Origin of the sequence: Pseudomonas sp. SWRI154, from assembly GCF_014268645.1 — a bacterium.
In the GTDB taxonomy this organism is placed as follows: domain Bacteria; phylum Pseudomonadota; class Gammaproteobacteria; order Pseudomonadales; family Pseudomonadaceae; genus Aquipseudomonas; species Aquipseudomonas marvdashtae.
In genome coordinates this window covers 42,719-66,273 of sequence record NZ_JABWQW010000013.1, presented here as the reverse complement: position 1 = coordinate 66,273, position 23,555 = coordinate 42,719, and the positions used below count along the sequence as shown (strand labels likewise).

Genomic DNA, 23,555 nt, shown 5'->3' with positions numbered 1-23,555 from the left:
ATGTTCAGGCGCATTCGACCTCGGCGCCGACGCGTGCCGTCTCGTCGGTCGTCGAGAACAGCCGCTGCCCGATTGCCTGCGCAGTGTCCAGGTGAGTCTTTGGGTCAACCGTTTCCGACTCGAGCAAGCGTTCGGAGCTCACCACGCGGGCCCCGCAGTAATCGAAAATGCCATGTTCTATCTGGGTCACCATCGCCTGGTCATAGCCGTGACGTTGAAAGCTGTCCGCGTCCGCGCCACCCACGGCCACCAGATGGACCCGCAGATGTCGCAGCTGCTGGGAAAATGACTCGCCGAGCCGGAAATCGAACGCCCAGCCGTTGGAAAATACCCGGTCGATCCAGCCCTTGAGCAACGCCGGCATTGACCACCAGTAAATCGGATAGACCAGCACCAGCGCATCGGCACGCTCAATCCTGGCTTGCTCGGCCAGCACATCGGCAGGCGGCGAAGCCTCGCGGTGGTGAACCGCGTGGTCGGCGAAGCTGAAGCGTGGGTCGAACCCCTCGGCCGCCAGGTCGGCTATCTCGAACGTATCGGTTGGATTGGCTTGGATGATTGCGTTGCCGACGGCTTGGGCCAGCGCATGGGTCAGGGAACGGGGGTCATGATGGGCAACAACGATCAAGGCATGCATGTCGAATCTCCTTCTGGCATCACACAACGTCAAGCGAGTATGCTTGGTTAAGTTACGAACAGTAAGTTACGGTTGGTAAAGTTAATATGTCAAGCACAGATGAAAATTCACAGCCTGCTGCCGTACCCCGTCGACGCCTGTCGCGTGCGGATCGCCAACGGCAGCTACTCGACGTCGCCTGGCGCCTGGTGCGGGAGGAGGGTAGCGAAGCGTTGACGTTGGCCCGCCTTGCGGAACAAGCAGGGGTTACCAAGCCTATCGTCTACGACCACTTCATTACCCGGTCAGGCCTGCTGGCGGCGCTTTACCAGGATTTCGATGGCCGCCAGACCGCATTGATGGATGCTGCACTCCAAGCCAGTGAACCGACGCTGAAAAGCCGGGCACAGGTCATAGCTGCGTCCTTCGTCGAATGCGTCCTGCTTCAGGGACGGGAGATTCCCGGGGTCAGCGCGGCCCTGAGCAGCACGCCAGAACTCGAACGCATCAAGAGGGAGTACGAAGGGATCTTCCTGGATAAATGCCGAGTGGTGCTGGAACCGTTCGCCGGAACCGGGCGTCTTTCCCAAGCGAGCTTGAGGGGGATGCTGGGGTCGGCGGAAGCGTTGTCCGATGCGGCGGCCAACGGGGAACTCAGTGCGGACGAGGCCAAGCATGAGTTATTTGAATGCATCGTTTCGATGGTCGAGAGGACCGTAATCACGCCAGGATGATTCACTTTTCATCAAGAAAAAACGAACCCCAAGCGCTTTTCCGGTTCTTAACTGATGTCCTTCTTTAAAAGGGACATCAGGCGGGGCTGCGGTCTTGCCCACCAAACACTGCGATCAAAGGAGGCGACATATGCCCAACTCCTTCCCTTCGCCCTGGTGGAAGAACGCCGTGATCTACCAGGTCTATCCTCGCTCTTTTGCCGATGCCAACGGCGATGGCATCGGCGACCTCCCCGGACTGACGGCACGCCTGGACCACCTGCAGCGCCTGGGTATCGATGCGTTGTGGCTGTCCCCGGTGTACCGTTCGCCGATGTGCGATGCCGGTTATGACATCTGCGACTACACCGACGTCGACCCGCTGTTCGGCAGCCTGGCCGACCTCGACGCGCTGATTGCCCAGGCCCACGAACGTGGTTTAAAGGTGCTGCTCGACTTCGTGCCGAATCACACTTCCGACCAACATCCGTGGTTCATCGAATCGCGCTCCAGCCGCGACAATCCCAAGCGCGACTGGTACATCTGGCGCGACCAGCCGAACAACTGGCGTGCCTCGATCGACGGCGGCAGCGCCTGGACCTGGGACGAAACCAGCCAGCAGTATTATCTGCATTTCTTCCTGCCGCAGCAGCCCGATCTCAACTGGCACAACCCTGAAGTCGTTGCTGCCATGCAACAGGTACTGCATTTCTGGCTGCAGCGCGGCGTGGATGGCTTTCGCGTCGATGTGGTGCATTGCGTCGGCAAGGACCAGAGTTTTGCCGACGATCCGCGCTGCATGGCGGGCGAAACCATGGTCAAGATCAACGACCAGCCTTACAGCCACGAGGTGCTGCGCGGACTGCGCCGGCTGGTGGACAGCTATCCCGGCGAGCGCGTGCTGATCGGCGAAGTGAATATTCGCTCCACGGCCCAGGTCGCGGCCTATTACGGCGCCAGTGACGAGCTGCACATGTCGTTCAACTTCCCACCTTTGGACGCTCCTTGGGATCCGGTGGTGTTGCGAATGTGTGTGCGCGAAGTGGAAAACGACCTGGGGCCGCTGCAGGCGTGGCCGACCTGGGTGCTTTCCAACCACGACAACAGCCGCCACCGCAGCCGGTACGGCGGATCATTGCGGCGGACCCGGGCAGCGGCGGTGATGTTACTGACATTGCGCGGGACGCCGTTTATCTACCAGGGTGAAGAGCTGGGCCTGGAGGATACGCAGGTGACCGCCCAGACCCGCGTCGATCCTGGCGGGCGCGATGGCAGTCGGGCGCCGTTGCCGTGGGCTGCCCAGGCGCCTTACGGTTGGTCGGGACAGGCGCCGTGGCTGCCTTTTGCACCGGATGCCGGCCTGTTATCAGTGGAAGTGCAGGAGCGAACCAGCGATTCCGTTTTGGCGCTCTATCGGCGTTTGCTGACGTGTCGGCGCAACAGCCGGGCGCTGCGCCTGGGCGAGTGGGAGGAACTGCCTTCGCACCCGCAGGTGCTGGCTTATCGGCGTCATTGCGACGGCGACGAAAGACTGGTCTGTATCAACTTCGCCGACAGCGAGCACGCGTTTCCCCTGGCCGAACCCTGGCGCGTGGAGATCGCCAGCGACGGGGCAGGCGAAGGCCAGCCCTTCACCGGCCGCCTGGCCGCCGAGCAGGCCTTGATCCTGTGTCGATAAACTGTGTCGATAAGGAGTGACCGATGAAAGCCAACTGGCACCGAAATACCTTGATCTACCAGATCGACCCTTCCTTGTTCTACGACAGCAACGGCGACGGCCGTGGCGACCTGAAAGGCATCATTCGCCAGCTCGATTATCTCCAGGCGCTGGGCGTTGGCGCGCTGTGGTTGATGCCCTTGTACCGTTCGCCGTTCAAGGACGCCGGTTACGACGTCAGCGATTTCATGGCCTTGGACCCGCGCTTCGGCAGTGAAGAAGACCTGCGTCAGCTGATCGTCCAGGCACGGGAGCGGGGTATTCGGGTCATCCTCGAATTGGTGGTGCAACATACTTCCGACCAACATCCGTGGTTCCAGAGGGCACGTCGTGACAAGAACAGCGTCTACCGCGACTATTACCTGTGGTCCGACGAACCGGTGGACGACGGCAACCAACCGATCTTTCCGTCGGTGGAAGACAGCATCTGGCGTTGGGACGAACAGGCCGGGCAATACTATCGGCATCTGTTCTATCGTCATGAACCGGACCTCAACCTCGCGAACCCGAAAGTCGTCGAGGAAATCGAGCGGGTCATGGTCCATTGGCTTGAACTGGGGATCGCCGGTTTTCGCCTCGATGCCGCTTCGCACCTGGTCGAGCAGGCCGGTCGCGGGGATGAAGAGCAGGGTGTCTGGGTGCTGGACCGGTTATTCAAGTGTATGACCCGTATCAATCCGGAAGGCGTGCTGATGGGGGAAGTGGACGTCGAACCGGAGCGCTACAGCCATTATTTCGGCACTGGCGAGCGCCTGGGCCTGGTCCTGGACTTCTGGGTCAATAATCATCTGTTCCTGGCCTTGGCCCGAGGCGAAGCCGAACCCTTGCAGCGTGCAATCAGCCGGCGCCCCGCACCGCCGGACGGTGCCAATTACGCCGTGTGGCTGCGCAACCATGACGAACTGGACCTGGAACGCTTGAGCGAGGAGGAACGCGAAGAAGTCATGCAGGCGTTTGCCCCACAGGAAAACATGCGCTTGTATGGCCGGGGTATTCGCCGCCGCCTGGCGCCGATGCTGGATGGGAATGTGCATCGTCAGGCGCTGGCCCAGGCATTGCTGTTGTCGTTGCCGGGCACGCCAATCGTGCGCTATGGCGAAGAAATAGGCATGGGCGACGACCTTTCCCGCCCCGAGCGCCTGTCCGTGCGCACGCCGATGCAGTGGAGCGATCAGGCCAATGCGGGCTTTTCTTCGAGCCAATCCCTGGCTGCTCCGGTGATCGATGAGGGCCCGTTCGCCTACACGAACTTGAATGTCGCGCACCAGCAGGACGATCCCGATTCCTTGCTGACTCGGACTCGCACACTGCTAACGGCGCGGTCGCGATTGACCGAAGTCGGCGACGGCAAGGCGCAACTGTTGTCGGTCAGCCATCCGGCGGTGTTCGCCATCGCCCACGTGTGCGACGACACTTCAGTCATGTTGGCGAACCTGAGTGACGAAACGGTCGACGTGCAACTCGAGAAGATGGATGTGCAAGGCTTTGAAGAAGTGCTGGCGGACGGTTCGTACCCGCACTCGCCAAAGTCGAGGCTGACGCTGCGTGGCTACGGGTATCGCTGGTTTCGCCGCACCGGTTCAAAACAGCAGCAACACCACGGCGAGTAATCCTGCGACGGCGAACAACAGGGCCGACACCTGGGTCGAGCTGAGGGCCAATGCAGAGTCCCGCGAGCGGCCAGCGAACCGCCCGCGGGTACGGTGCAAGGATTGCTGCGACTCGAACAGATTGTCCGCTCGTTGGTTGTCATCATCCTCGTTGGTCATTTGCCCGGCGTAGGCGTTGCGGGCCAACAAGCGATCAAGCAGGCCCGGCATCAGGCACGTACCCACGATCGCCTTGAGGGAGGCGGTGCCCAGCCACAATTCCCTGGGCGTGCGCTTCACCACGCTGAAAATGGCCCGTGCCGCTACGTCCGGATCATGAATCGGCGGCACCGGTTGTGGGCGCTTGCCCAATTTGTTGCGCGCCCAATCGAACTGCGGTGTATTGATTGCCGGCAACTGCACCATGCAGACCCGGATGTCGCTGTGCTCGTGAAGCAATTCGCAGCGCAACGAATCGGTGAAGCCACGCACCGCAAACTTGGCGCCGCAATAGGCCGCTTGCAGCGGAATGGCGCGATAGGCCAGCGCTGAGCCGACCTGGATGATCACCCCACGATTGCGTCGCCCCATCAGGTCCAAGGCCGCGAGCGTGCCGTGGACGGTGCCCAGGTAAGTCACCGCCGTGACTCTCTGGACCTCTTCGGCATCCAGTTGGCGGATAGGTGAAAACACGGTGACCATCGCGCAATTGATCCATACGCCGACCGGCCCCAGCTCGCGCTCAATACGCTGTGCCGCTTCGAATACCGCCCCGGCATCGGCAACATCGACGCTGATTCCCAAGCTCATCGCACCCAACTGTTTCAATTCCTCTTGCGTGTCCGCCAGGCCTTGCTCGCCTCGGGCCAGCAACCCGACTCGATAGCCGGCGACGGCAAAACGGTGCGCGGTGGCACGGCCAACGCCGGCGGTGGCGCCACAGATCACGACGACAGGTGGGGTTCGCTCATCCATTGCATTCACCTCTGATCAATAGCCATTTACCTGTGAAAATGGGTGCTGGCGATGGTTCAGGATTTTTGCAGGCAGGTCGCAAAGGCTGCACTTTTATGAAGCCACGGGCGGGAGGTCGCACCATCGCAAGGCAATCGACGTGGGGCGCAACAGTCTTGGTAGCACCGTTGGCGAAGTACCTGTGACAGCGGCCAAGTCCACGCCCACAAGGGCTTTTCCTTGGGGACGGGCCCGTGGGAACGGTGGCGGCCCAAGCTTGGCACGCTCGCTGCAAGAACCTCTACAGGCCCACCGCGAACACAATCGAGTGGGCACCCCCGTCGGTCAACGATGATCGAGAGCCAGCAGGCCGGGGAATAACGGTAGGGTCCAGGCGCAGCCGCCGGGCCGATACCGCACAGAACAGGCAAAGACGCCTGGAACCGCAAGGTTTCAGGCGTCTTTTTTTTGCTTCCAGAACCGTGATTGGCTTTTGTCGGGTGCTTTTATGAATTCCAACGTTGCTTCTCTGAACAAGCTGCAAACGCTGATCGTGATCGGCAATGGCATGGTCGGCCATCACTGCGTCGAGCAACTGGTCGAGCGCGGCGCGCTCAACCATTATCACCTGCATGTCTTCAGTGAAGAGCCGATGCGTGCCTATGACCGCGTGCACCTGTCCGAGTATTTCTCGGGCCGCGACGCCGAGTCCCTGGCCCTCGGCGAAGCGTCGTTGTACCAGACTCCGGGTGTCACGCTGCACCTGGGCGTTCCGGTACTGGAAATCGACCGCCAGGCGCGCCAGGTAGTCACTGCCGGGGAACGCATCAGCTACGACAAACTGGTGCTCGCCACCGGCTCCTACCCATTCGTGCCGCCGATCCAGGGCGCCGAAGGCGATTCCTGCCTGGTCTACCGCACCCTGCAAGACCTCGACGCGATCCGCGCCGCCGCGAGCAATGCCCGTCGTGGCGTGGTGGTTGGTGGCGGCCTGCTCGGCCTGGAAGCCGCCAACGCCCTGAAGACTCTTGGCCTGGAAGCCCACGTAGTGGAATTCGCGCCGCGCTTGATGCCGGTGCAACTGGACGAGCAGGGCGGCCTGGCCCTCAAGGCGCGTATCGAGAAGCTGGGTGTCGGCGTGCATTTGTCCAAAGGCACTCAATCGATCAGCGCCGGTGAGCAGTACCGTTATCGGATGAACTTCGGTGACGACGACTTCCTGGAAACCGACCTGATCGTGTTCTCCGCCGGTATCCGCGCCCAGGATGCCTTGGCCCGCCAATGTGAATTGCAAATCGGCCCGCGCGGTGGCGTGGTGATTGACGACCTTTGCCAAAGCAGCGACCCGGACATCTACGCCATCGGTGAATGCGCCGCCTGGAATGGCAGCATCTTCGGCCTGGTCGCGCCGGGCTATCAAATGGCCCGTAACGTTGCGGCGCGTCTGTGTGGCGAGGCCGGAGAAGCGTTCACTGGCGCCGACATGTCCACCAAGCTCAAGCTGCTCGGCGTTGATGTGGGCTCCATTGGCGACGCCCATGGCAGCACCCCGGGTTCGCGCAGCTTCCAGTTCATCGACCAGACCAGCGCCAGCTACCGGCGTTTGGTGGTGGATGCCGACGGCAAACGGGTGATCGGCGCGGTGCTGGTCGGTGACAACAGTTACTACGACACCTTGTTGCAGTACATGCAGAACGCAATCGCCTTGCCCAAGGACGCCGCCGCACTGATTCTGCCATCGTCCGAAGGCGCTCCGACACTGGGCCCGGCGGCGTTGCCCGAAGCGGCGACGATCTGCTCGTGCCACAACGTCACCAAGGGTTCGATCTGCTCGGCCATCGACGGTGGTTGCTCCGACCTCGGCCAATTGAAGTGCGACACCAAGGCCGGTACCGGTTGCGGCGGCTGCGCGGCGCTGGTCAAGCAGGTATTCGAACACGAGCTGATTGCCCGTGGCGTCAGCGTCGACAAAAGCCTGTGCGAACATTTCGCCTACACCCGCCAGGAGCTTTACGCCCTGGTGCGAGTGGAAGGGATCATCAGTTTTGAGGAGTTGCTGGCCAAGCACGGCCGCGGCCACACCGGTTGCGATCTGTGCAAGCCGGCTGTGGGCTCGATCCTCGCGTCGTGCTGGAACCAGCCGATCATGGACCCGCACCTGGTGCCGTTGCAGGACACCAACGACACCTTCATGGCGAACATGCAGAAAAACGGCACCTATTCGGTGGTGCCGCGCATCGCCGGGGGTGAAATCACCGCTGACAAACTGATCGCCATCGGCGTGGTGGCGAAGAAATACGACCTCTACACCAAAATCACCGGCGGCCAGCGCATCGACCTGTTCGGTGCCCAGTTGCACCAGTTGCCGGACATCTGGGCCGAGCTGATCGAAGCCGGTTTCGAAACCGGTCACGCCTATGGCAAATCGACGCGCACGGTGAAATCCTGCGTGGGCAGCACCTGGTGCCGCTACGGCGTGCAGGACAGCGTGCAAATGGCCCTGACCATCGAGGATCGCTACAAAGGCTTGCGCTCGCCACACAAACTCAAGTTCGCGGTGTCCGGTTGCACCCGCGAGTGCGCCGAAGCCCAGAGCAAGGACGTTGGTGTGATTGCCACCGAGAAGGGCTGGAACCTCTACATCGCCGGCAACGGCGGCATGCGCCCGCGTCACGCCGAGCTGTTCGCCACCGACCTGGATGACGCCACGCTGATCCGCTATATCGATCGTTTCCTGATGTTCTACATCCGCACCGCCGAAAAGCTGCAACGCACCTCGGTGTGGCGCGAAAGCCTGGAAGGCGGCCTGGATTACCTCAAGGACGTGATTATCCACGACAGCCTGGGCCTGGGCGCCGAGCTTGAAGCGCAGATGCAACTGGTGGTCGACCGCTACGAATGCGAATGGGCCAACGCCCTGAAAGACCCCGAGAAGCTCAAGCGTTTCCGCACGTTCGTCAACGACAAGCGTGGCGATCCGGACGTCCATTTCGTCCGCGAGCGCGGCCAGCGTCGGCCGGTGCATGCCGGCGAACTTCACCTGATTCCCGTCACCGAGGAGGTGCTCTGATGAGCCAGTCAAACGTCGTTCGTATTCCCGCTCGCGATCTCGCCCAGGAACCATTGCAATGGCGCGCCCTGTGCAGCCGCGAGGATCTGGTGCCCAATTCCGGTGTGGTCGCCTGGCATGACGGTAGCCAAGTGGCGCTGCTCTACCTGCCAGATGAGGAGAAGCCGCTGTACGCCATCGACAACCGCGATCCCAAGTCCGGCGCGAATGTGATCGGCCGTGGCTTGTTGGGTAGCATCAAGGGTGAACTGGTGATCGCTTCGCCGATGTACAAACAGCATTTCCGCCTCGAAGACGGGCATTGCCTGGAATATCCGGAACAGCGCCTGCGGGTCTGGCCGGTGCGTTTGAACGGCGATGTGGTTGAGATTGGCGAAGACTGATTGGCACTTTTTTGAAGCTGGGGATGAACAATGAAAACCGCTGCCCAACTGGTAAGGCTCAAGAGTGTGCAAAACCAGCAGGTCCACAGCATCGCCCCTGAGCAGACGGTGCTCGAGGCGCTGCAGATCATGGCCGAAAAAAACGTTGGCGCGTTGCCGGTGATCGAGAACGGCCAGGTCATCGGCGTGTTCAGCGAGCGCGACTATGCACGCAAGATGGTTCTCAAGGGCCGCTCGTCAGTGGGCACGCCGGTACGCACCATCATGAGCGCACCGGTCATCACCGCCGACAGCCAGCAGAGCATCGACCGCTGCATGGAAGTCATGACCGACAGCCATTTGCGACATCTGCCAGTGTTGGACAACGGGCAGCTGATCGGCCTGCTGTCGATCGGCGACCTGGTCAAGGAGGCGATTGTCGAACAGGCGGATCTGATCCGGCAGTTGGAGCATTACATTCGCGGGCATTGAGCCCGTTATTCTCCCAGGAGCGGCTCTTGTGGCGAGGGAGCTTGCTCCCGCTGGGCTGCGCAGCGGCCCCACGATCTTACAGTCGCTGCGCAACTGAGCGGGAGCAAGCTCCCTCGCCACAACAGCGGTTCGCCGCCGACAGCCTCAACCCAACATCAGCAACTGCCGGATCAGCTTCGGCGTACTACCCGTCCAGCGCTTGAACGAGCGGCGGAAATTGGCCGTGTCGTTGAAGCTCAGGTACTGCGCCACTTCCTCATTGCTAAAGCCCTTGACCTGATACAGGTACAGCGCCACGTGGGTATGCACCCGGTCCACTTGCTGTTGGAAACCGGTGCGATGTTTTTGCAGCTTGCGCTTGAGGGTCGCCGGGCTCATGGCAAAGGCCTGGGCGGTCTGCTCAAGGCTGGGGGTCTGTTGCACGTTTGAGCGTAGGTAGTCGTAGAGACAATCGAGAAAACTGGCGGTAAACCCCAGTTCATCGAGTCGATCCCGGGCTTCGCTCCGTGCGACCTGGCCGGCGGTGGCCGAGACGTTGGGCCAGGGTTGCGCCAGGCAATGGCGGGGCAGGCGCATCAAGTCCAGCGGGCGATTGAATTGGCTGTGCTCGCCCAGGTGAACCCAATACTGCTCGACGTAACGCGGCTCGTCATGACGAAAGCTGCACTGCCAGGGCAAGCGCTCGCCGCTGAGCCAGGCGCTCATCGCCACCATCGACGTCATGCTCGCCTCCAGCACGAAGCGCCATTGCTCATCGGCCCCGCAGCTGTCCAGCCAGTGCACGTAGGCATAATGCTCATCCAGCATCAGGCGCGGCGCAGCCAAGGGGCAGAGCAGGGCTTGTTGCTCGATCAAGGTTTCCAGCGCCTGGTGCAGATTCTGCGCGTGGCGCAAGGCATGGCTGGCCGGCCCGTAATGCCCGGGCAGGAGCCGCTGGCCGAAGAGAAAACTGCTGTCGCTGGCGTCCAGCAGGCGCCGGCTGTTGTCGATCAAACCGAGGAACTGCTGGGGACTGATGCGGCTCTGGCCCGCCAGGATGTCCTCGTGGAACAGCCCGGTTCCGCGCAGCAAACGGTGGCTGTCGATGTCCCGCGACAACGCCAGGTCGATCAACGCGGCCGGTTGATAGTGGCCCGGAATGAAGCGGCTGTCGGTTTCGTACCAGCAGGTCTTGACGGTCATGGGCGGCCTCAGGCGCTTTTCGCCAGGGTTTGCCGGGACTGGGCCAACCTCAGGTTCAGGCGCTTGAGCAGGGCTTGGGGGCTTTCGTCGAACGCCATGACCACCGCCGTGCCGGCACTCAGTTGCAAGCGCTCACCGTGTTGCCGGGTCTTGTGGGCCAAGCTGCGAATCGCCTGTTCAAGCTCCACAGCCAGGCGTTGCGCCTGGCTTTCGCCGGTATCGGGCAACAGCACCACAAAACGATCGCCGGCCAGGCGGCAGAGCAGGTCCTGGCGCCGCAAATTGAGCACCAGCAGCTGGCTGACGGCCTGCAACACCGCATCGCCTTCGCCATGACCGAAGCGCTGGTTGATGGCGCTGAAGTTGTCCAGGTCCAGCGCAAGCAATGACAACGGTTGCTGACGACGTCGACTGTCCTCCAGGCTGGCGGTCAATTCGTGCTTGAGGAAATCCGCGCCGCCCAAGGGAGTGAGTTTGTCGAACAGACGGTGCTCGCGAAACAGTCGCTCGCGCTTTTCCATCTGCCCGTTGATTGCCAATTGCTCGCGGTGCCAATGATAAATCCCCAGCGTCAGCAAGATCATGCCCACCGGCATCGGTCCCGATTCCAGCCAGTGATCCCAAGTGATGCTTTCGGGCAGGCGAATGAACTCATCCAGGCTATCGATCCACCATGAAAAAAAGATACAGCCCAGGCCCATGACCAGGTAGTTGGTCACGCGCCCGGCCGGGCGGCTTTTGAGCACCAGGCCCAGCCAGACCAACGCCAGCAACGCCGAGCCGCCTTCACCGAGGATGTCCAGCCAGACCCATTCCTCCAGCGGCTTGAGCGTTCCGCTGGCCAAGTGCAGGAGCAATCCGAGGTTGGCGGCCAGCAGGAGCAAGGCCAGTTTCAAACGATGAGGGCGGAGCACGGAGAACATGGCCGGAATCCTTTGCCAGAAGCGGAATGCAGCCCAGCACAGCAGATGGATGTGACAGTGCGGTGAAGGCGGGTGAATGAAGTCGAGGGGTCGAATCAGCTCATCGGTCATGCGGATTTTTTCTCAGGCAACCCGATTCCCGTGGCGAGGGAGCTTGCTCCCGCTCGGCTGCGCAGCAGTCGTAAAACCGCTGCCTACGGTGTGCCTGGCGAAACGGGTTGGCTGGGTTGGGGCTGCTTCAACCCAGCGGGAGCGAGCTCCCTCGCCACTAGAACCTCGTATCGCCGGCACGTAGGTCAGGTCACTTCAGCTCATTCCAGTTCCCCACCCCTTGTAAACCAGCCCATTACAGGCCCTACGCCCAAACCCTGTCACAGAACCGTCATTGCCCACCCCTAGCGTGCCCTTCCAATTGCCGGGCGGTTGCCTGGCGGATTTTCGGATTCCTGGGGGAGGACCACTATGCATCACCGCACCAGCACTGCCGGATTCGTCGGCTTCACCTTCACCGCGCTGGCATTGGCCATTGCCAGTGAACGGCTGAGCGCCGCCGAGCAAGCGGCCACGGAGCACGTCGAAGTGGTTGGCCAGGCGGCCAGCATCGATCAGGCGCTGAAGGAACAGCGCAGTTCCGACAGCATCAAGAGTGTGGTGCATGCTGACGGCGTGGCTCAATTGCCGGACGAGAACGTCGCCGAAGCAGTGCAGCGCTTGCCCGGGGTGAGCGTCGAGCGCGACCAGGGCGAAGGCCGATTTGTCAGCGTGCGCGGCTTAGGCCCGGACCTCAACAGTGTGACCATCAACGGCACCCTCGTGCCGGCCCCTGAAAGCGAGCGCCGCGCCGTTGCCCTGGATGTTTTGCCCTCGGAACTGGTGCAGTCGCTCTCGGTGATCAAAACCCTGACGCCGGACATGGACGCCAATTCCCTCGGCGGCACGGTGGACGTCAAAAGCCTCTCGGCTTTCGACCACAAGGGCCTGTTCTACACCGGCAGCAGCGAAGCCAGCTACGACAAGAATACCGGCCAGACCAGTCCGAAATTTTCCGGGGCCATCAGCGACCGCTTCAGCCTCGGCGACGGCATCGACAATTTCGGCGTGGCCGCGGCGCTGAGCTGGCAGAAGCGTGACTTCGGTTCGGACAACGTCGAAACGGGCGGCGCCTGGGACTTCGAGCAGGGCCCACGCCTCGAAGAACTGGAGATGCGTGACTATGACATTCGCCGGGAACGCGCCGGTGGCGGGCTGAACTTCGACTACAAACCCGACGACTTGAGCAGCTATTACCTGCGCACGCTCTACAGCCGCTACAAGGACAGCGAAACCCGCAACGCCGCCAGCATCGCCTTCGACGACCCGCAGGCGGCGGGGGAGCTGGGTGCTGCCGAGGGCGAACGCAAACTCAAGCAACGTGAAGAAACCCAGGAAATCCAATCCTACGTGCTCGGCGGCGAACGCCTGTTCGGCCTCTGGACCTTGAGCGGCCAGGGCGGCTACAGCAAGTCCAGCGAAGACAGCCCCGGACACATCGCCGGCGCCACGTTCAAAGGCATCGATGGATTCGACGGTGGTTTCTACGACAGCGACAAGCCGCGCCCGATCATTGCCCCAGGTTTTTACGACCCGGCCAACTTCAGCCTCGACAAGGTCGATTGGGAACAGCAGAAAACCACCGACACCGAAAAGAACCTGCGCCTCGATTTGGCCCGGGACTACGACCTGAATGGCTACGCCTCCCAGGTCAAATTCGGCGGTAAGGTCAGCCGCCGCGACAAGGACAACGATCTCGAGGCTTGGGTCTACGAGGACTTTGGTGACCTGGGCTTCACCGATGAACAGCTCAATCTCGGCCAATTTCAGAAGGGCAATGTGGATTACCGCCTCGGCCGGTTTGGCCCGGGCATCAGCGCCGACGCCATCAAGCAGTTGCTCGGTGGCCTTGACCGCGACCAGTTCTACGACGCGCAGGAATCGCGGGTCAACGATTTCACCATGAGCGAAGACATCAACGCTGCCTACCTGATGAACACCGTTGATATTGACGACTGGCGCTTCATCGCCGGCATGCGCTACGAGGGCACCGAGTTCGAGGCCAAGGGCACCGGCGCCACCGATGGGGTGTTCACCGACACACAAACCCGTCGTAAGTACCACCATTGGCTGCCAGGCCTGCACGCCCGCTACCAGCTGGACAAGAATACCCAGGTGCGCGCGGCCTGGACCAAGTCCGTGGTGCGCCCGACCTTCGGCCAGCTGGCACCGGGATTTGTCATTGATGATGACGAAGCGACTTTCGGCAACCCGGACCTCAAGCCCCTGGAATCGAGCAACCTGGACCTGGGGATCGAGCATTTCATGGGCCACGCCGGCACCGTTTCGGCCTTTGTGTTCTACAAGGACATCAAGAACTTCGTCTACAACACCGATCTGGCCGGCACCGGGGCCTGGACCGATTTTGCCGAGGCGCACAGTTTCGCCAACGGCGACAGCGCCAAGCTATACGGCCTGGAACTGGCCTATTCGCAGAAGTTCGATTGGCTGCCGGCACCCTGGAACGGGCTGTTGCTGGGCGCCAACACCACCTTCAGTCGATCCGATGCCGAGATCGAGGGTTTCGACCAGGCCAGCGGCACCCAGCGCAAGCGCAGCATCGACCTGCCGAACCAGTCGGACACCGTCGGCAACCTCATGCTCGGTTGGGAAAACGACAAGCTGAGCCTGCGCTTGTCGGCCAACTACAAGTCGGCGTACCTCTACGAGCTGGCATCCATCAGCGACCGAGACCACGACCTGCATGTCGACGCCCAGACCTTCGTCGACTTCAGCGCCCGGTATTCGCTGACCAAGAACCTGCAAGTCAGTCTTGAGGCGCAGAACCTCACCGACGAGTCGTATTTCGTCTACACCGGCCATCGCTCCTATAACGGCCAGTACGAAGAGTACGGGCCGACGTACAAGCTAGGGCTGACGTTTACCCATTTTTGAATACACCACCGACCCTGTGGTGAGGAAGCTTGCTCCGCTTGGCGGGTTGGCGCGCCAGTGCGCAGCGCCTGGAAGGAGGGGCTGCTGCGCAGCCCAGCGGGAGCAAGCTCCCTCGCCACGGGAACGGTGAACACGACTCTATGACAAGGATTTTTTCCGTTGAATACAAAGCTGTCGTTTCCCAAGCGTTATCTTCTGACGATGTGGCTCAGCCTGCTGGCCGGCCAAGCCTTGGCGGCCCCGAGCCTGAAACTGCAACCCTGGGCGCAGGCTTTCCCAGCGACTGCCATGGCATTCCTGCCTGGCAACGGGGCGACCGAACGTTTGGCGGCCGGTCGTGATGGCTTGCTGTTGCTCGATGCCAACGGCCGCGAACTGACGCGCCTGAAGGGCGGCTTTGAGGGCCTCGACACCCGCGCCCTTGGTCGCAACGTGCTGGTCGCCAGCCTCGACAGTCGCCGCCAACAAGCGCTATTGGTCAGCCTCGATCCACAAAAACGTCAGTGGAGCACGCCGCTGTACCTGCCGACACGGGACTTTCCGGTGAACGGGTTGTGCCTGTACCGCGACGAAGCAAGCAACCTGTTCGTGTTTCTCGTGGGGGAAGAGGGCAAGGGTGAACAATGGCTGGTCGGCGCCGACGAGCGGCTGAGCGAAACTGCCCAGCGCGTGCGCGGCCTGCCGCTGCCACCGGATGCCACGACGTGCCAGGTCGAGGACGGCGCGGGCCAGCTATTCGTCAACGAAGAACGCGTCGGTTGGTGGGCCTATCCGGCGGCGGCGGAAGCCGATGCGGTGCGTATCCCAGTGGCGATGCGCAAGCCGTTCGGTGACATCGAGCACGCCGCCGGCGCGATGGCGACACTGCCCGGCGGCATGCTCGGACTCGACCCAGACGCGGCGCAACTTCACCTGTTCCAGCAAGAAGGCACGGCCTGGATTGCGCAGGCCAAGCTACCGCTGACGGGCCTGAAGGAGCCGGAAAGCCTGGCCCTGCGTAAAACCGCAACCGGCGTTGAACTGCTGCTGCGTGACGATGACAACGGTCAGCTGTACCAAGGCCTGATCGACTGGCAACCGACGCCGCTGGCCGTGTCGCCGAAGTTGCCCAGCGTGCCCGCCGCTGCCCAGAGCGAACCCGTGGCGCGCCAGGGCGACGCCGCCGATGACCCGGCGATCTGGGTTCACCCGACCACGCCGGCGTTGAGCCGGGTCTTGGGCACCAACAAGAAGCAAGGCCTGCTGGCCTATGACCTGCAGGGCAAGCTGTTGCAGGAATTGCCGGTGGGGCGCCTGAACAACGTCGATGTCCGCTCGGGTTTCAAACTGGGCACACAGACCGTCGACCTCGCCGTCGCCAGCAACCGTGACCGCAACAGCCTCAGCCTGTTCAGCATCGACCGCGCCAGCGGAGAACTGCGCGAAGCCGGCGAAATACCCACGTCGCTCAAGGAAATCTATGGGATCTGCCTGTTCCAGCCCGCCGAAGGCGAGCTGTACGCCTTCGCCAATGGCAAGGATGGTGGTTATCTGCAATACCGCCTGAGTGCTATGCACGACAGAGTCACGGGTGAGCTGGTGCGCCAGTTCAACGTCGACAGCCAGCCCGAGGGCTGCGTTGCCGACGACCAGCGCCAGCGTCTGTTTCTCGGTGAGGAAGACGTCGGTGTCTGGACCATGGACGCCCGTGCCGATCAGCCGAGCACCTTGACCAGTGTGATCAAGGTCGGCCCGCAGTTGCATGCCGACGTCGAAGGCATCGCCCTGTACCACAACGTCGGGCACGACTACCTCGTGGTGTCCAGCCAGGGCAACGACAGCTATGTGGTGCTCGATGCCGAGCCGCCTTACGCCGTGCGCGGTGCCTTCCGGGTCGGCTTGAACGCGACCGGCGGAATTGACGGGGCTTCGGAAACCGATGGCCTGGAAGTCACCTCGGTGAACCTCGGTGGGCCTTGGAACCAGGGAATGCTGGTGGTCCAGGACGGGCGCAAGCGCATGCCCGAGCAAGCCCAGAATTTCAAGTTCGTGCCGTGGGCCGACGTGGCAAAAGCCCTGGACCTGCCTTGAACGGCGCTGTCATCAACCGGTCACGAACATCTCATGCAATAGCCGCCAGACAGGAGTTCAACCATGCAAGCGACACTGGAACACATGACCATCTGGAGCCTGATCAGCGACGCGAGCCTGCTGGTCAAGGCCGTCATGCTCACACTGCTGCTGGCCTCGCTGCTGAGCTGGTATCTGATCATCCAGCGCACCGCGGTGCTGCAACGCAGTGAGCGTCAGTTCAACGCCTTCATCCAGCGTTTTCGCAGCAGCGCCGATTTGCTGCCGTTGTACCGCGAGTCTGCCCAGGCGCGCGAAGAGGACGGCGGCGTCGCGCCGATTTTCCATGCCGGCTATCAGGCGTTCACCCAGCTGAACCTGCCTTCCGGCAACCCGGCGGTGGTGCTCGAAGGGGTCGAGCGTTCGCTGCACGTGGCGATCAGCGAGCAGGAAGTCCAGCTGGAAAAAGGCCTGCAAGTTCTCGCCACCGTCGGCTCCGTCAGCCCCTACATCGGCTTGTTCGGCACCGTCTGGGGAATCATGAACGCCTTCCTCGGCTTGTCCCAAGTGCAGCAGGCCAGCCTGTCCACCGTCGCGCCGGGTATCGCCGAAGCGTTGATTGCCACCGCCATCGGCCTGTTCGCGGCGATCCCGGCGGTGGTTGCCTATAACCGCTTCGCGGCCCGTGGGCAAACCCTGCTGACCCGCTATTACGCCTTTGGCAACGAGCTGCAGGCGCGTCTGCACCGCAAGCTCCACGGTGCCCCGCTGAACCTGGCCACGGCCGCTTGAGAGGAGAGGGCAGATGCTAGTCAAGCCGCAACGCAAGCACGGGCCGAAGGCCGAAATGAACGTGGTGCCCTACATCGATGTGATGATGGTGCTGCTGGTGATTTTCATGGTCACCGCCCCCATGCTGACCCAAGGCGTGAAAATCGAATTGCCCAGAATCGCCAGCGAAGCCTTGGCCAATGACAGCCAACAGCAGATCCTGACCCTGTCGGTGAAGGCTGAAGGTGGTTATTACTGGAACCTGGGCGGCGAGCTGGACACCCACCACCAGACCGACAGTGCCGTCGACCTGGACCAGATGCGCGTCAAAGTGGCTCAGGTGGTTGCACAGCGCAGCGACACCCAGGTGTATATCCGCGCCGACGATCACGCCGATTACGGTCGAGTGGTGGCAGCGATGGCGGCTTTGCAGCAGGGCGGGGTGAGCAACCTGGGACTGGTGACCGAGGCACCGCGATGACCGCCATGACATTTGACCGGGCTCCCCTGGGTTTTGCGTCGATGCCCGGTCCCGGGCTCTGGCGGAACACGCTGTCGGCGGGCTTCGCCGTGGCGCTGCACGCGGCGGTGGCGGCCTTGCTGATACTGGGGTGGACGGTGGAAAAAACCCAGGTCGAGACGCCTCGGGTATTGCGCACGCAACTGGTCATGCTGCCCTCGGCACCCGTGCCCGAAGCGCCTGCGCCAGCCCCCGTCCAGGACAGACGGGTGGCGCCAGAGCCGACGCCGGCACCGCTGGAAACACCGAGCCCCGCGCCAACCAAACCTGCGATTGACCCTCGGATCCAGGCTCAGAAGTTGGAGCAGGCCGCCCTTGCGCGCAAACGGCTAGAAGCGCAAAAGCAAGAGCAACAGGCTGAACAGCAACGCGAACGCCTGCAAAGCGAGCGGCGCCAGTTGGAAGCCGAGCAACAAGCTGCCGAGCACCAACGCCAGGCGCAAGCGGCGCAAGCACTGGCCCAGCAACGTCGCGCCGAGCAGGCCCGTGCGGCGGCGGCCGACAGTCGCAGCTATCTGCCCTTGAACAAGGAAGCGCCGGACTACCCGCAACGGGCCCTGGACAAAGGTCTCGAAGGCGATTGCACCGTGGAATACAGCGTGACCCCGGACGGACGCATCGATAACCCGAAGGTGCTTGACGGCTGCCACCCGTTATTCATCCGACCGTCATTGGCCGCCGCCCAGACCTTTCGCTACCAGCCGCGAATCGTCGATGGCAAGGCTGTCACGGTGCCAGCGGTGCGCAACACCTTTCACTTCCGGATCAAATAACCACGACTACCCAGGGCGTATACCTGGATCCCCGACGTGGGTGTTTCCGCAAGGATTGGCGTCAGCGGTGGGTCGATGCTGGCGCAATAGTTCGATTTGCTGGGATGGAACCAGGGTTCGCAACGCCTTGTAGAGCGCCCGGGTTTCCAACAGGTTCCAGACGCGCAACATGGTCTCCAGGGCGTCGAGCGGCTTGCTGATGAAATCCCGCGCGCCGAGTGCCAAGGCCCGCAAGCGGGTGTCGCGGGTAGCGTCGGCGGTCAGGACCAGGATCGGCAGGTAGTCGTTGGCCGGAATGCGTCGGTTGAGTTGCTCCAGCACGGCAAAGCCGTCGAAGGCAGGCATGTGCAGGTCGAGGATGACCAGGTCCGGCTCGAAACTGTTGAACAGGTCCAGCGTGCGCAGGGGTTCGGTGCTGCTCAGTACGTTGTGCAGCCCTTCACGGGCCAGCAATTGCTCCATCAGTTCCAGGTTGGGGCGCTGATCGTCGATGATCAGGATGCGCAAATCGTGGTTCATGCAGGCTCCGGTAAATAACGTTCGAGATGGCCCAGGAAGGCCTGGATATGAATAGGCTTGGTCAGGATCGCCGTGGCTCCGGCATCTTGCAGCGCGCGGTGGGCCAGGGCGCTGGTGTCAGCGGTGATCATCAGCACTGGCGTGGACGCGGTGGCTGGGGACTGGCGCAGGCGGCGCAAAACTTCCAGGCCTTCGAGGTCGGGCAAGGTCACGTCCAGCAGGATCAGTTGCGGCGCATGCTGGCGAGCCAGGTCCAGGCCCATCTGGCCTTGCATGCTCGACAACAGTTGGATGCCCGGACGGCGCTGCATCAAGGTCTCGATCAAGGCGAGGCTCGACAGGTTGTCTTCGATGCACAGGACTTTGCCGTCGAACTCGGTGCGCGGACGCGTCACTTCCAGCGCCACCCTGGGCGGCAGGTTGGAGCCGCTGACATGGGCACTGGGCAACCGCAGCGTGAAACAGCAACCGTGTCCCGGTTCGCTGTGCACTTGCAGGCTGCCCTGCATCATTTCCAGCAGGCTCTTGCTCAGGGACAGGCCGAGGCCGGTGCCCTCGACCTGGGGATCCGCGCCGAGGCGTTCGAAAGGCTTGAACAGTTGGCCCAACAGTTCCGGGGCGATGCCATGCCCGGTGTCGCTGATGGCAACGTTTACCGCCGTGCCCTCGACGACGACTTCAATGCGCACCTCGCCACCCGGCTTGTTGTACTTGATGGCGTTGGACAGCAAGTTGAGCAGCACTTGGACCAGGCGCTGGCGGTCGGCAAGCACGCCGCTGCCCTCCGGCAATGGCGCAATTGCGGCCAAGTGGATACCGGCATCGGCGGCCATGGGTGAAACCAGCGTCAAGGCTTCATGGAGCACAGCCGGTAGCGCGATCGGTTCAATGTTCAGCGGCAGCCGGCCGGCCTCGATCCGGGCGATGTCGAGGACCTCGTTGATCAACGCCAACAAGTGCTGGCCGGCGCGCAGGATGTGGCTGACCTGCGGCCGCTGGCCGGCGATGGAATCCATGTCCAGCAATTGCGCGAAGCCAAGGATGGAATTCAGCGGCGTGCGCAATTCATGGCTCATGCGCGATAGAAATTCACTCTTGGCCCGACTGGCGCTTTCCGCTTCTTCGCGGGCGGTGCGCAGGGCGATCTCGGCGGTACGCCGGTCGGTGATGTCCCGGGTAATCTTGGAAAAACCGCGCAAGGCGCCAGTGCCGTCGTACTGCGCGGTGATGACCACGCTGGCCCAGAAGCGGCTGCCGTCCTTGCGACAACGCCAGCCTTCCTCCATGTAGTGGCCGTCGCGTGTGGCCTCGCGCAGGGCCATGTCCGGGTGCTCGGGACACTCTTCTGCCAGGTAGAACAGCGAAAAGTGCCGGCCGAGCACTTCCTGTTCGGTGTAGCCCTTGATCCGCTCGGCGCCAGCGTTCCAGGTGATCACGTGGCCCTTTGCGTCCAGGGCGAAAATCCCATAGTCCTTCACGCCATCGATGATCAGCCGCAGGCGTTCTTCGTTGTCGCGCAAGGCGCGCTCGCGCTCGGCCAGCAACTGCCCGGCTTCCACCAGGCGGGTGCCGAGTTGGCCGATTTCGTCCCGCTCCGGCGGTTGTGGCAACAAGGGTTGACCCAACGCCAGGCGCTGGGCGTTGCCCTGTACTTGCTGGACCCGGGCAACGATGCCCTTGGACAGGAACAGCACGGCGACCACTGCACCGAACAATCCACACACCGCCGCCAGCAGCGTGGCGAACAACAGCCGCATGCGGGTGGCCGAGGCGGCAGCGCTGCGGTCGGCGAGCAGGGCATCTTCGCGGATGCGCATGGCGCTGATCTGTTCGCGCAATACATCCAGCACCTGTTTGTTCTCGATCAAGATCGCAGTAATGGCTGCGGTGTCGTCGGCCTTGCCGGTGCGCAGGGCAAGCAGCCCTTGGAGTTTCTCGCCGATCAGCGGCGTGATGGTCTCGAGGTGCTCGCGCATCCTGGCGTCGCGGATGTTGTGATCCAGGCGCTGCAACGCGGCCTGAATCTTCGGCGTGGCCTGTTCATAGCCGGGCAGGAAGTCTTCGCGCCGGGTCAGCAGGTAGCCGCGCACGCTGGCCGCGGCTTCGGCCAGCAAGGTGTGCACGGCCTGGATATCACCCTGGACCAGCAGCACCCGGCGAACGTCTTCCTCGGCGCGGGCGGTCTGGCGTTCCGTGATGTAGATCAGCACCAGCGACAGCAGCAGGACCACCAGCGGCAGCGAGATCACTACCAATGCTTTGCCACGCAACGGCAGGTCGGCCCAACGGCGGGCAGCGAGAAACCTCATGGCCATTGTCCGCAGGGTTGGGCGACCAGCCCCAGGGCGACACCGCGCACCGCTGCCTGGGTGCGGTCGGCGGCGCCGAGCTTGCCGATGACTCGCTCGACGTGGGCTTTCGCCGTACCGGGAGCGATGCCGAGCTTCTCGCCGATCTCGCGATTGCTGAAGCCACTGGCGACCAGCCCCAGCACCTGGCGTTCACGGGTCGTCAGGGCCTGGACTTGGTTGGTGCCGCTGGCGCCGCGCTCGGCCATGCGCCGCAGGAGGCGCGCGCTGACCGAACTGTTCAGCGCTTCCTCGCCCTGGGCGACCCGTTTCAAGGCATCGAGCATCTCGGCGCGGCTGGCATCCTTGAGCAGATAACCAACGGCGCCGGCGCTGATGGCCGCTTCGAGGTGATCGGGGCTGTCGTCCATCGTGAAGATGATCACTTTGATTTGCGGCTGGCGTTGACGCAGGATCCGCGCCGCACCAAGACCATTGAACACCGGCATGCGGATGTCGAGAATGGCGATGTCCGGTTGCAGCCGTTCGCACAGATCCAGCGCCTCCTGACCGTCGCTGGCCTGGCCGACGACCTCGAACCCCTCGGTGCCGGCCAGCATCGAGATGAATCCGGTGCGGGTGACTTCGTGATCATCGGCCAATAGCAGGCGCAGGGGGCGGTTCATGATTGGGCTCCTTGGGCCGGCAGCGGCACGCTGGCCAACAATCGAGTGCCGCCACCGGGTTCGCTGCAACAGCTCAGCTGGCCGCCGAGCAGACTGGCGCGTTCCTGCATGGCTGCCAGCCCGAGGTGAGAGGTGCCCTGGGTCTCGACAGGTGTTTGCAGGGCAAACCCCCGGCCATCGTCCTCGACCCGCAGCGAGACGTGATCGTCGCGCACCGCCAACCCCAGGACAACATGGCTGGCCTGGGCATGCTTGAGAATATTGTTGATGCCTTCCTGGGCAATGCGGAACAGTGCGATTTCCGCGTTCGGCGACAGGCGCGCCGCGCTGTGCTCGGCCCATTCCACCTCCAGCCCGGCGTCGCGCAGGCGATCGGCCTCCTTGTCGACGGCGGTAAACAAACCGAAATCATCCAGCACATGGGGACGCAGGCCACCGATCAGCTGTCGACTTTCACCGACGCAGCCTTGCGCCAAAGCCAGGATGGCTTGCAGCGCCTCGTCCAGCGCCGGCGGCAGAGGCGGGCAGCGACCGGCAAACCCTTGCAGACGCTGGTGCAGTCCGGCCAGATTCTGCGCCAGGCCATCGTGCAGGTCATACGCGACGCGTTTGCGTTCGTCTTCCTGGGCGCTGAACAATCGATGGACCAGCTCGGACATGGTCCGCTCCCGAGCCTGGAGTGTCTGGAGCAGCCGGCCGTTCTCCAAGTGCGCCGCCAACAGCGTTGCGAGCAATTGCAGTGATTCGATGTCTTCGGCGTCGGGCGCGCCCAGCGGCACGCTGTTGCCCAGCAGCAGCGCGCCGAACACCGCGCCATCGGCACCGCGCAGCGGGATTCGCAAGACTTGCGGCAACGCGCTGCCCGGGCAATCGAGCCATTGCGGGCTGGGCGAGGGCGGATGAGCCAGGTTGGCGAGCACGTCCAGGCCATCGCTACTGCCGTGGCTGGCGACCGTCTGCAGCGGCGTATACGGCGTCCACTCCAGCAGCAGGCCGTGGTCCATGGCGACGAACGCGCACGCGCGTTGCACCGCGCGCTGGCGCATCTGCGCCAATGGCAGCCGGGTCAGTTCATGGCCGGTGCCCAGCAACAGGCCCAGGCGTGCCGCCCGGCTTTGCGATTGGCGGTACTGGCTGCGGATCGCCAGGGCACTGCCAGGGTCATGGGGTGGGCTTTGCATGGGGAAACTCCAGCGTGGAAAGGAACCGGCCCTGTTCGTGATGGGCTCATTAGACCTTGTGATCGACACCGGGCCTATCTGCCGAACGGCATAGGCGATTGGCACCGGTTGGCCGATGGCGAGCACAGCGAACGCCGGCAAAGTGGGCTCATTGAAACCCAAAGG

The 23,555-nt window shown here is 62.8% G+C and carries 19 protein-coding genes; 11 read left to right on the top strand and 8 right to left on the bottom strand.

Annotated features, from left to right (window positions below):
- Positions 1–4: 4 nt before the first annotated feature.
- Positions 5–637: an NAD(P)H-dependent oxidoreductase gene (locus HU806_RS13925; RefSeq protein WP_186611931.1), complete on the bottom strand. Its 633-nt coding sequence runs from the start codon at positions 635–637 to the stop codon at positions 5–7.
- A gap of 86 nt (positions 638–723) precedes the next feature.
- On the opposite strand from HU806_RS13925, the gene HU806_RS13920 reads away from it, so the two are divergent.
- From HU806_RS13920 to HU806_RS13910, 3 genes are all read left to right on the top strand, one after another.
- Complete coding sequence (locus HU806_RS13920; RefSeq protein WP_186611930.1) at positions 724–1,350, top strand: TetR/AcrR family transcriptional regulator; 627 nt, start codon at positions 724–726, stop codon at positions 1,348–1,350.
- A gap of 130 nt (positions 1,351–1,480) precedes the next feature.
- Positions 1,481–3,007 carry an alpha-amylase family glycosyl hydrolase gene (locus HU806_RS13915; protein ID WP_186611929.1) on the top strand — a complete coding sequence of 509 codons (1,527 nt, stop codon included), beginning with the start codon at positions 1,481–1,483 and terminating at the stop codon, positions 3,005–3,007.
- Between the two features lie 23 nt (positions 3,008–3,030).
- The gene (locus HU806_RS13910) at positions 3,031–4,656 is read left to right on the top strand and encodes an alpha-amylase family protein (RefSeq protein WP_186611928.1); all 1,626 of its coding nucleotides are present in this window, start codon (positions 3,031–3,033) and stop codon (positions 4,654–4,656) included.
- Here HU806_RS13910 and HU806_RS13905 read toward each other — a convergent pair.
- Positions 4,627–5,610 (bottom strand): SDR family oxidoreductase, encoded by a 984-nt coding sequence (locus tag HU806_RS13905; RefSeq protein ID WP_186611927.1) that lies wholly within the window; start codon positions 5,608–5,610, stop codon positions 4,627–4,629. The genes HU806_RS13910 and HU806_RS13905 overlap by 30 nt on opposite strands.
- A 487-nt stretch (positions 5,611–6,097) precedes the next feature.
- Here HU806_RS13905 and nirB point away from each other — a divergent pair, with 487 nt between their 5' ends.
- From nirB to HU806_RS13890, 3 genes are read left to right on the top strand one after another with little or no spacing between them, the layout of a single operon-like run.
- Complete coding sequence (gene nirB, locus HU806_RS13900; protein WP_186611926.1) at positions 6,098–8,659, top strand: nitrite reductase large subunit NirB; 2,562 nt, start codon at positions 6,098–6,100, stop codon at positions 8,657–8,659.
- Entirely contained in the window at positions 8,659–9,042 is a 384-nt protein-coding gene (gene nirD, locus HU806_RS13895; protein ID WP_186611925.1) for a nitrite reductase small subunit NirD, read from the top strand. Before nirB ends, nirD begins: the two co-directional genes overlap by 1 nt.
- Positions 9,043–9,072: 30 nt before the next feature.
- Positions 9,073–9,513 carry a CBS domain-containing protein gene (locus HU806_RS13890; RefSeq protein WP_186611924.1) on the top strand — a complete coding sequence of 147 codons (441 nt, stop codon included), beginning with the start codon at positions 9,073–9,075 and terminating at the stop codon, positions 9,511–9,513.
- A gap of 144 nt (positions 9,514–9,657) precedes the next feature.
- Here the strand turns inward: HU806_RS13890 and HU806_RS13885 are convergent, their stop codons facing one another.
- Both HU806_RS13885 and HU806_RS13880 read right to left on the bottom strand, forming a co-directional pair.
- Entirely contained in the window at positions 9,658–10,695 is a 1,038-nt protein-coding gene (locus HU806_RS13885) for an AraC family transcriptional regulator (RefSeq protein WP_186611923.1), read from the bottom strand.
- 8 nt (positions 10,696–10,703) lie between these two features.
- Entirely contained in the window at positions 10,704–11,618 is a 915-nt protein-coding gene (locus HU806_RS13880; RefSeq protein WP_186611922.1) for a GGDEF domain-containing protein, read from the bottom strand.
- 462 nt (positions 11,619–12,080) lie between these two features.
- On the opposite strand from HU806_RS13880, the gene HU806_RS13875 reads away from it, so the two are divergent.
- From HU806_RS13875 to HU806_RS13855, 5 genes are all read left to right on the top strand, one after another.
- On the top strand, positions 12,081–14,603 hold the full coding sequence (locus HU806_RS13875; RefSeq protein WP_186611921.1) for a TonB-dependent receptor: 2,523 nt from the start codon (positions 12,081–12,083) through the stop codon (positions 14,601–14,603).
- 201 nt (positions 14,604–14,804) lie between these two features.
- Entirely contained in the window at positions 14,805–16,673 is a 1,869-nt protein-coding gene (locus HU806_RS13870; protein WP_186612007.1) for a phytase, read from the top strand.
- Positions 16,674–16,736: 63 nt separating this feature from the next.
- On the top strand, positions 16,737–17,444 hold the full coding sequence (gene tolQ / locus HU806_RS13865) for a protein TolQ (RefSeq protein ID WP_186611920.1): 708 nt from the start codon (positions 16,737–16,739) through the stop codon (positions 17,442–17,444).
- A gap of 13 nt (positions 17,445–17,457) precedes the next feature.
- Positions 17,458–17,904: a protein TolR gene (tolR, locus tag HU806_RS13860; RefSeq protein WP_186611919.1), complete on the top strand. Its 447-nt coding sequence runs from the start codon at positions 17,458–17,460 to the stop codon at positions 17,902–17,904.
- On the top strand, positions 17,901–18,716 hold the full coding sequence (locus tag HU806_RS13855) for an energy transducer TonB (RefSeq protein ID WP_186611918.1): 816 nt from the start codon (positions 17,901–17,903) through the stop codon (positions 18,714–18,716). Before tolR ends, HU806_RS13855 begins: the two co-directional genes overlap by 4 nt.
- Positions 18,717–18,722: 6 nt before the next feature.
- Here HU806_RS13855 and HU806_RS13850 read toward each other — a convergent pair whose 3' ends face one another.
- From HU806_RS13850 to HU806_RS13835, 4 genes are read right to left on the bottom strand one after another with little or no spacing between them, the layout of a single operon-like run.
- Positions 18,723–19,235, bottom strand: coding sequence for a response regulator (locus HU806_RS13850; RefSeq protein ID WP_186611917.1), 513 nt, complete (start codon positions 19,233–19,235; stop codon positions 18,723–18,725).
- Complete coding sequence (locus tag HU806_RS13845; protein WP_186611916.1) at positions 19,232–21,544, bottom strand: ATP-binding protein; 2,313 nt, start codon at positions 21,542–21,544, stop codon at positions 19,232–19,234. The genes HU806_RS13850 and HU806_RS13845 overlap by 4 nt, the downstream gene beginning before the upstream one ends.
- Positions 21,541–22,209, bottom strand: a complete 669-nt coding sequence (locus tag HU806_RS13840; RefSeq protein ID WP_186611915.1) for a response regulator — start codon at positions 22,207–22,209, stop codon at positions 21,541–21,543. The genes HU806_RS13845 and HU806_RS13840 overlap by 4 nt, the downstream gene beginning before the upstream one ends.
- A complete protein-coding gene (locus tag HU806_RS13835) occupies positions 22,206–23,390 on the bottom strand; it encodes a sensor histidine kinase (protein ID WP_186611914.1) in 1,185 nt (394 codons plus the stop codon). Before HU806_RS13835 ends, HU806_RS13840 begins: the two co-directional genes overlap by 4 nt.
- Between the last annotated feature and the right edge of the window lie 165 nt (positions 23,391–23,555).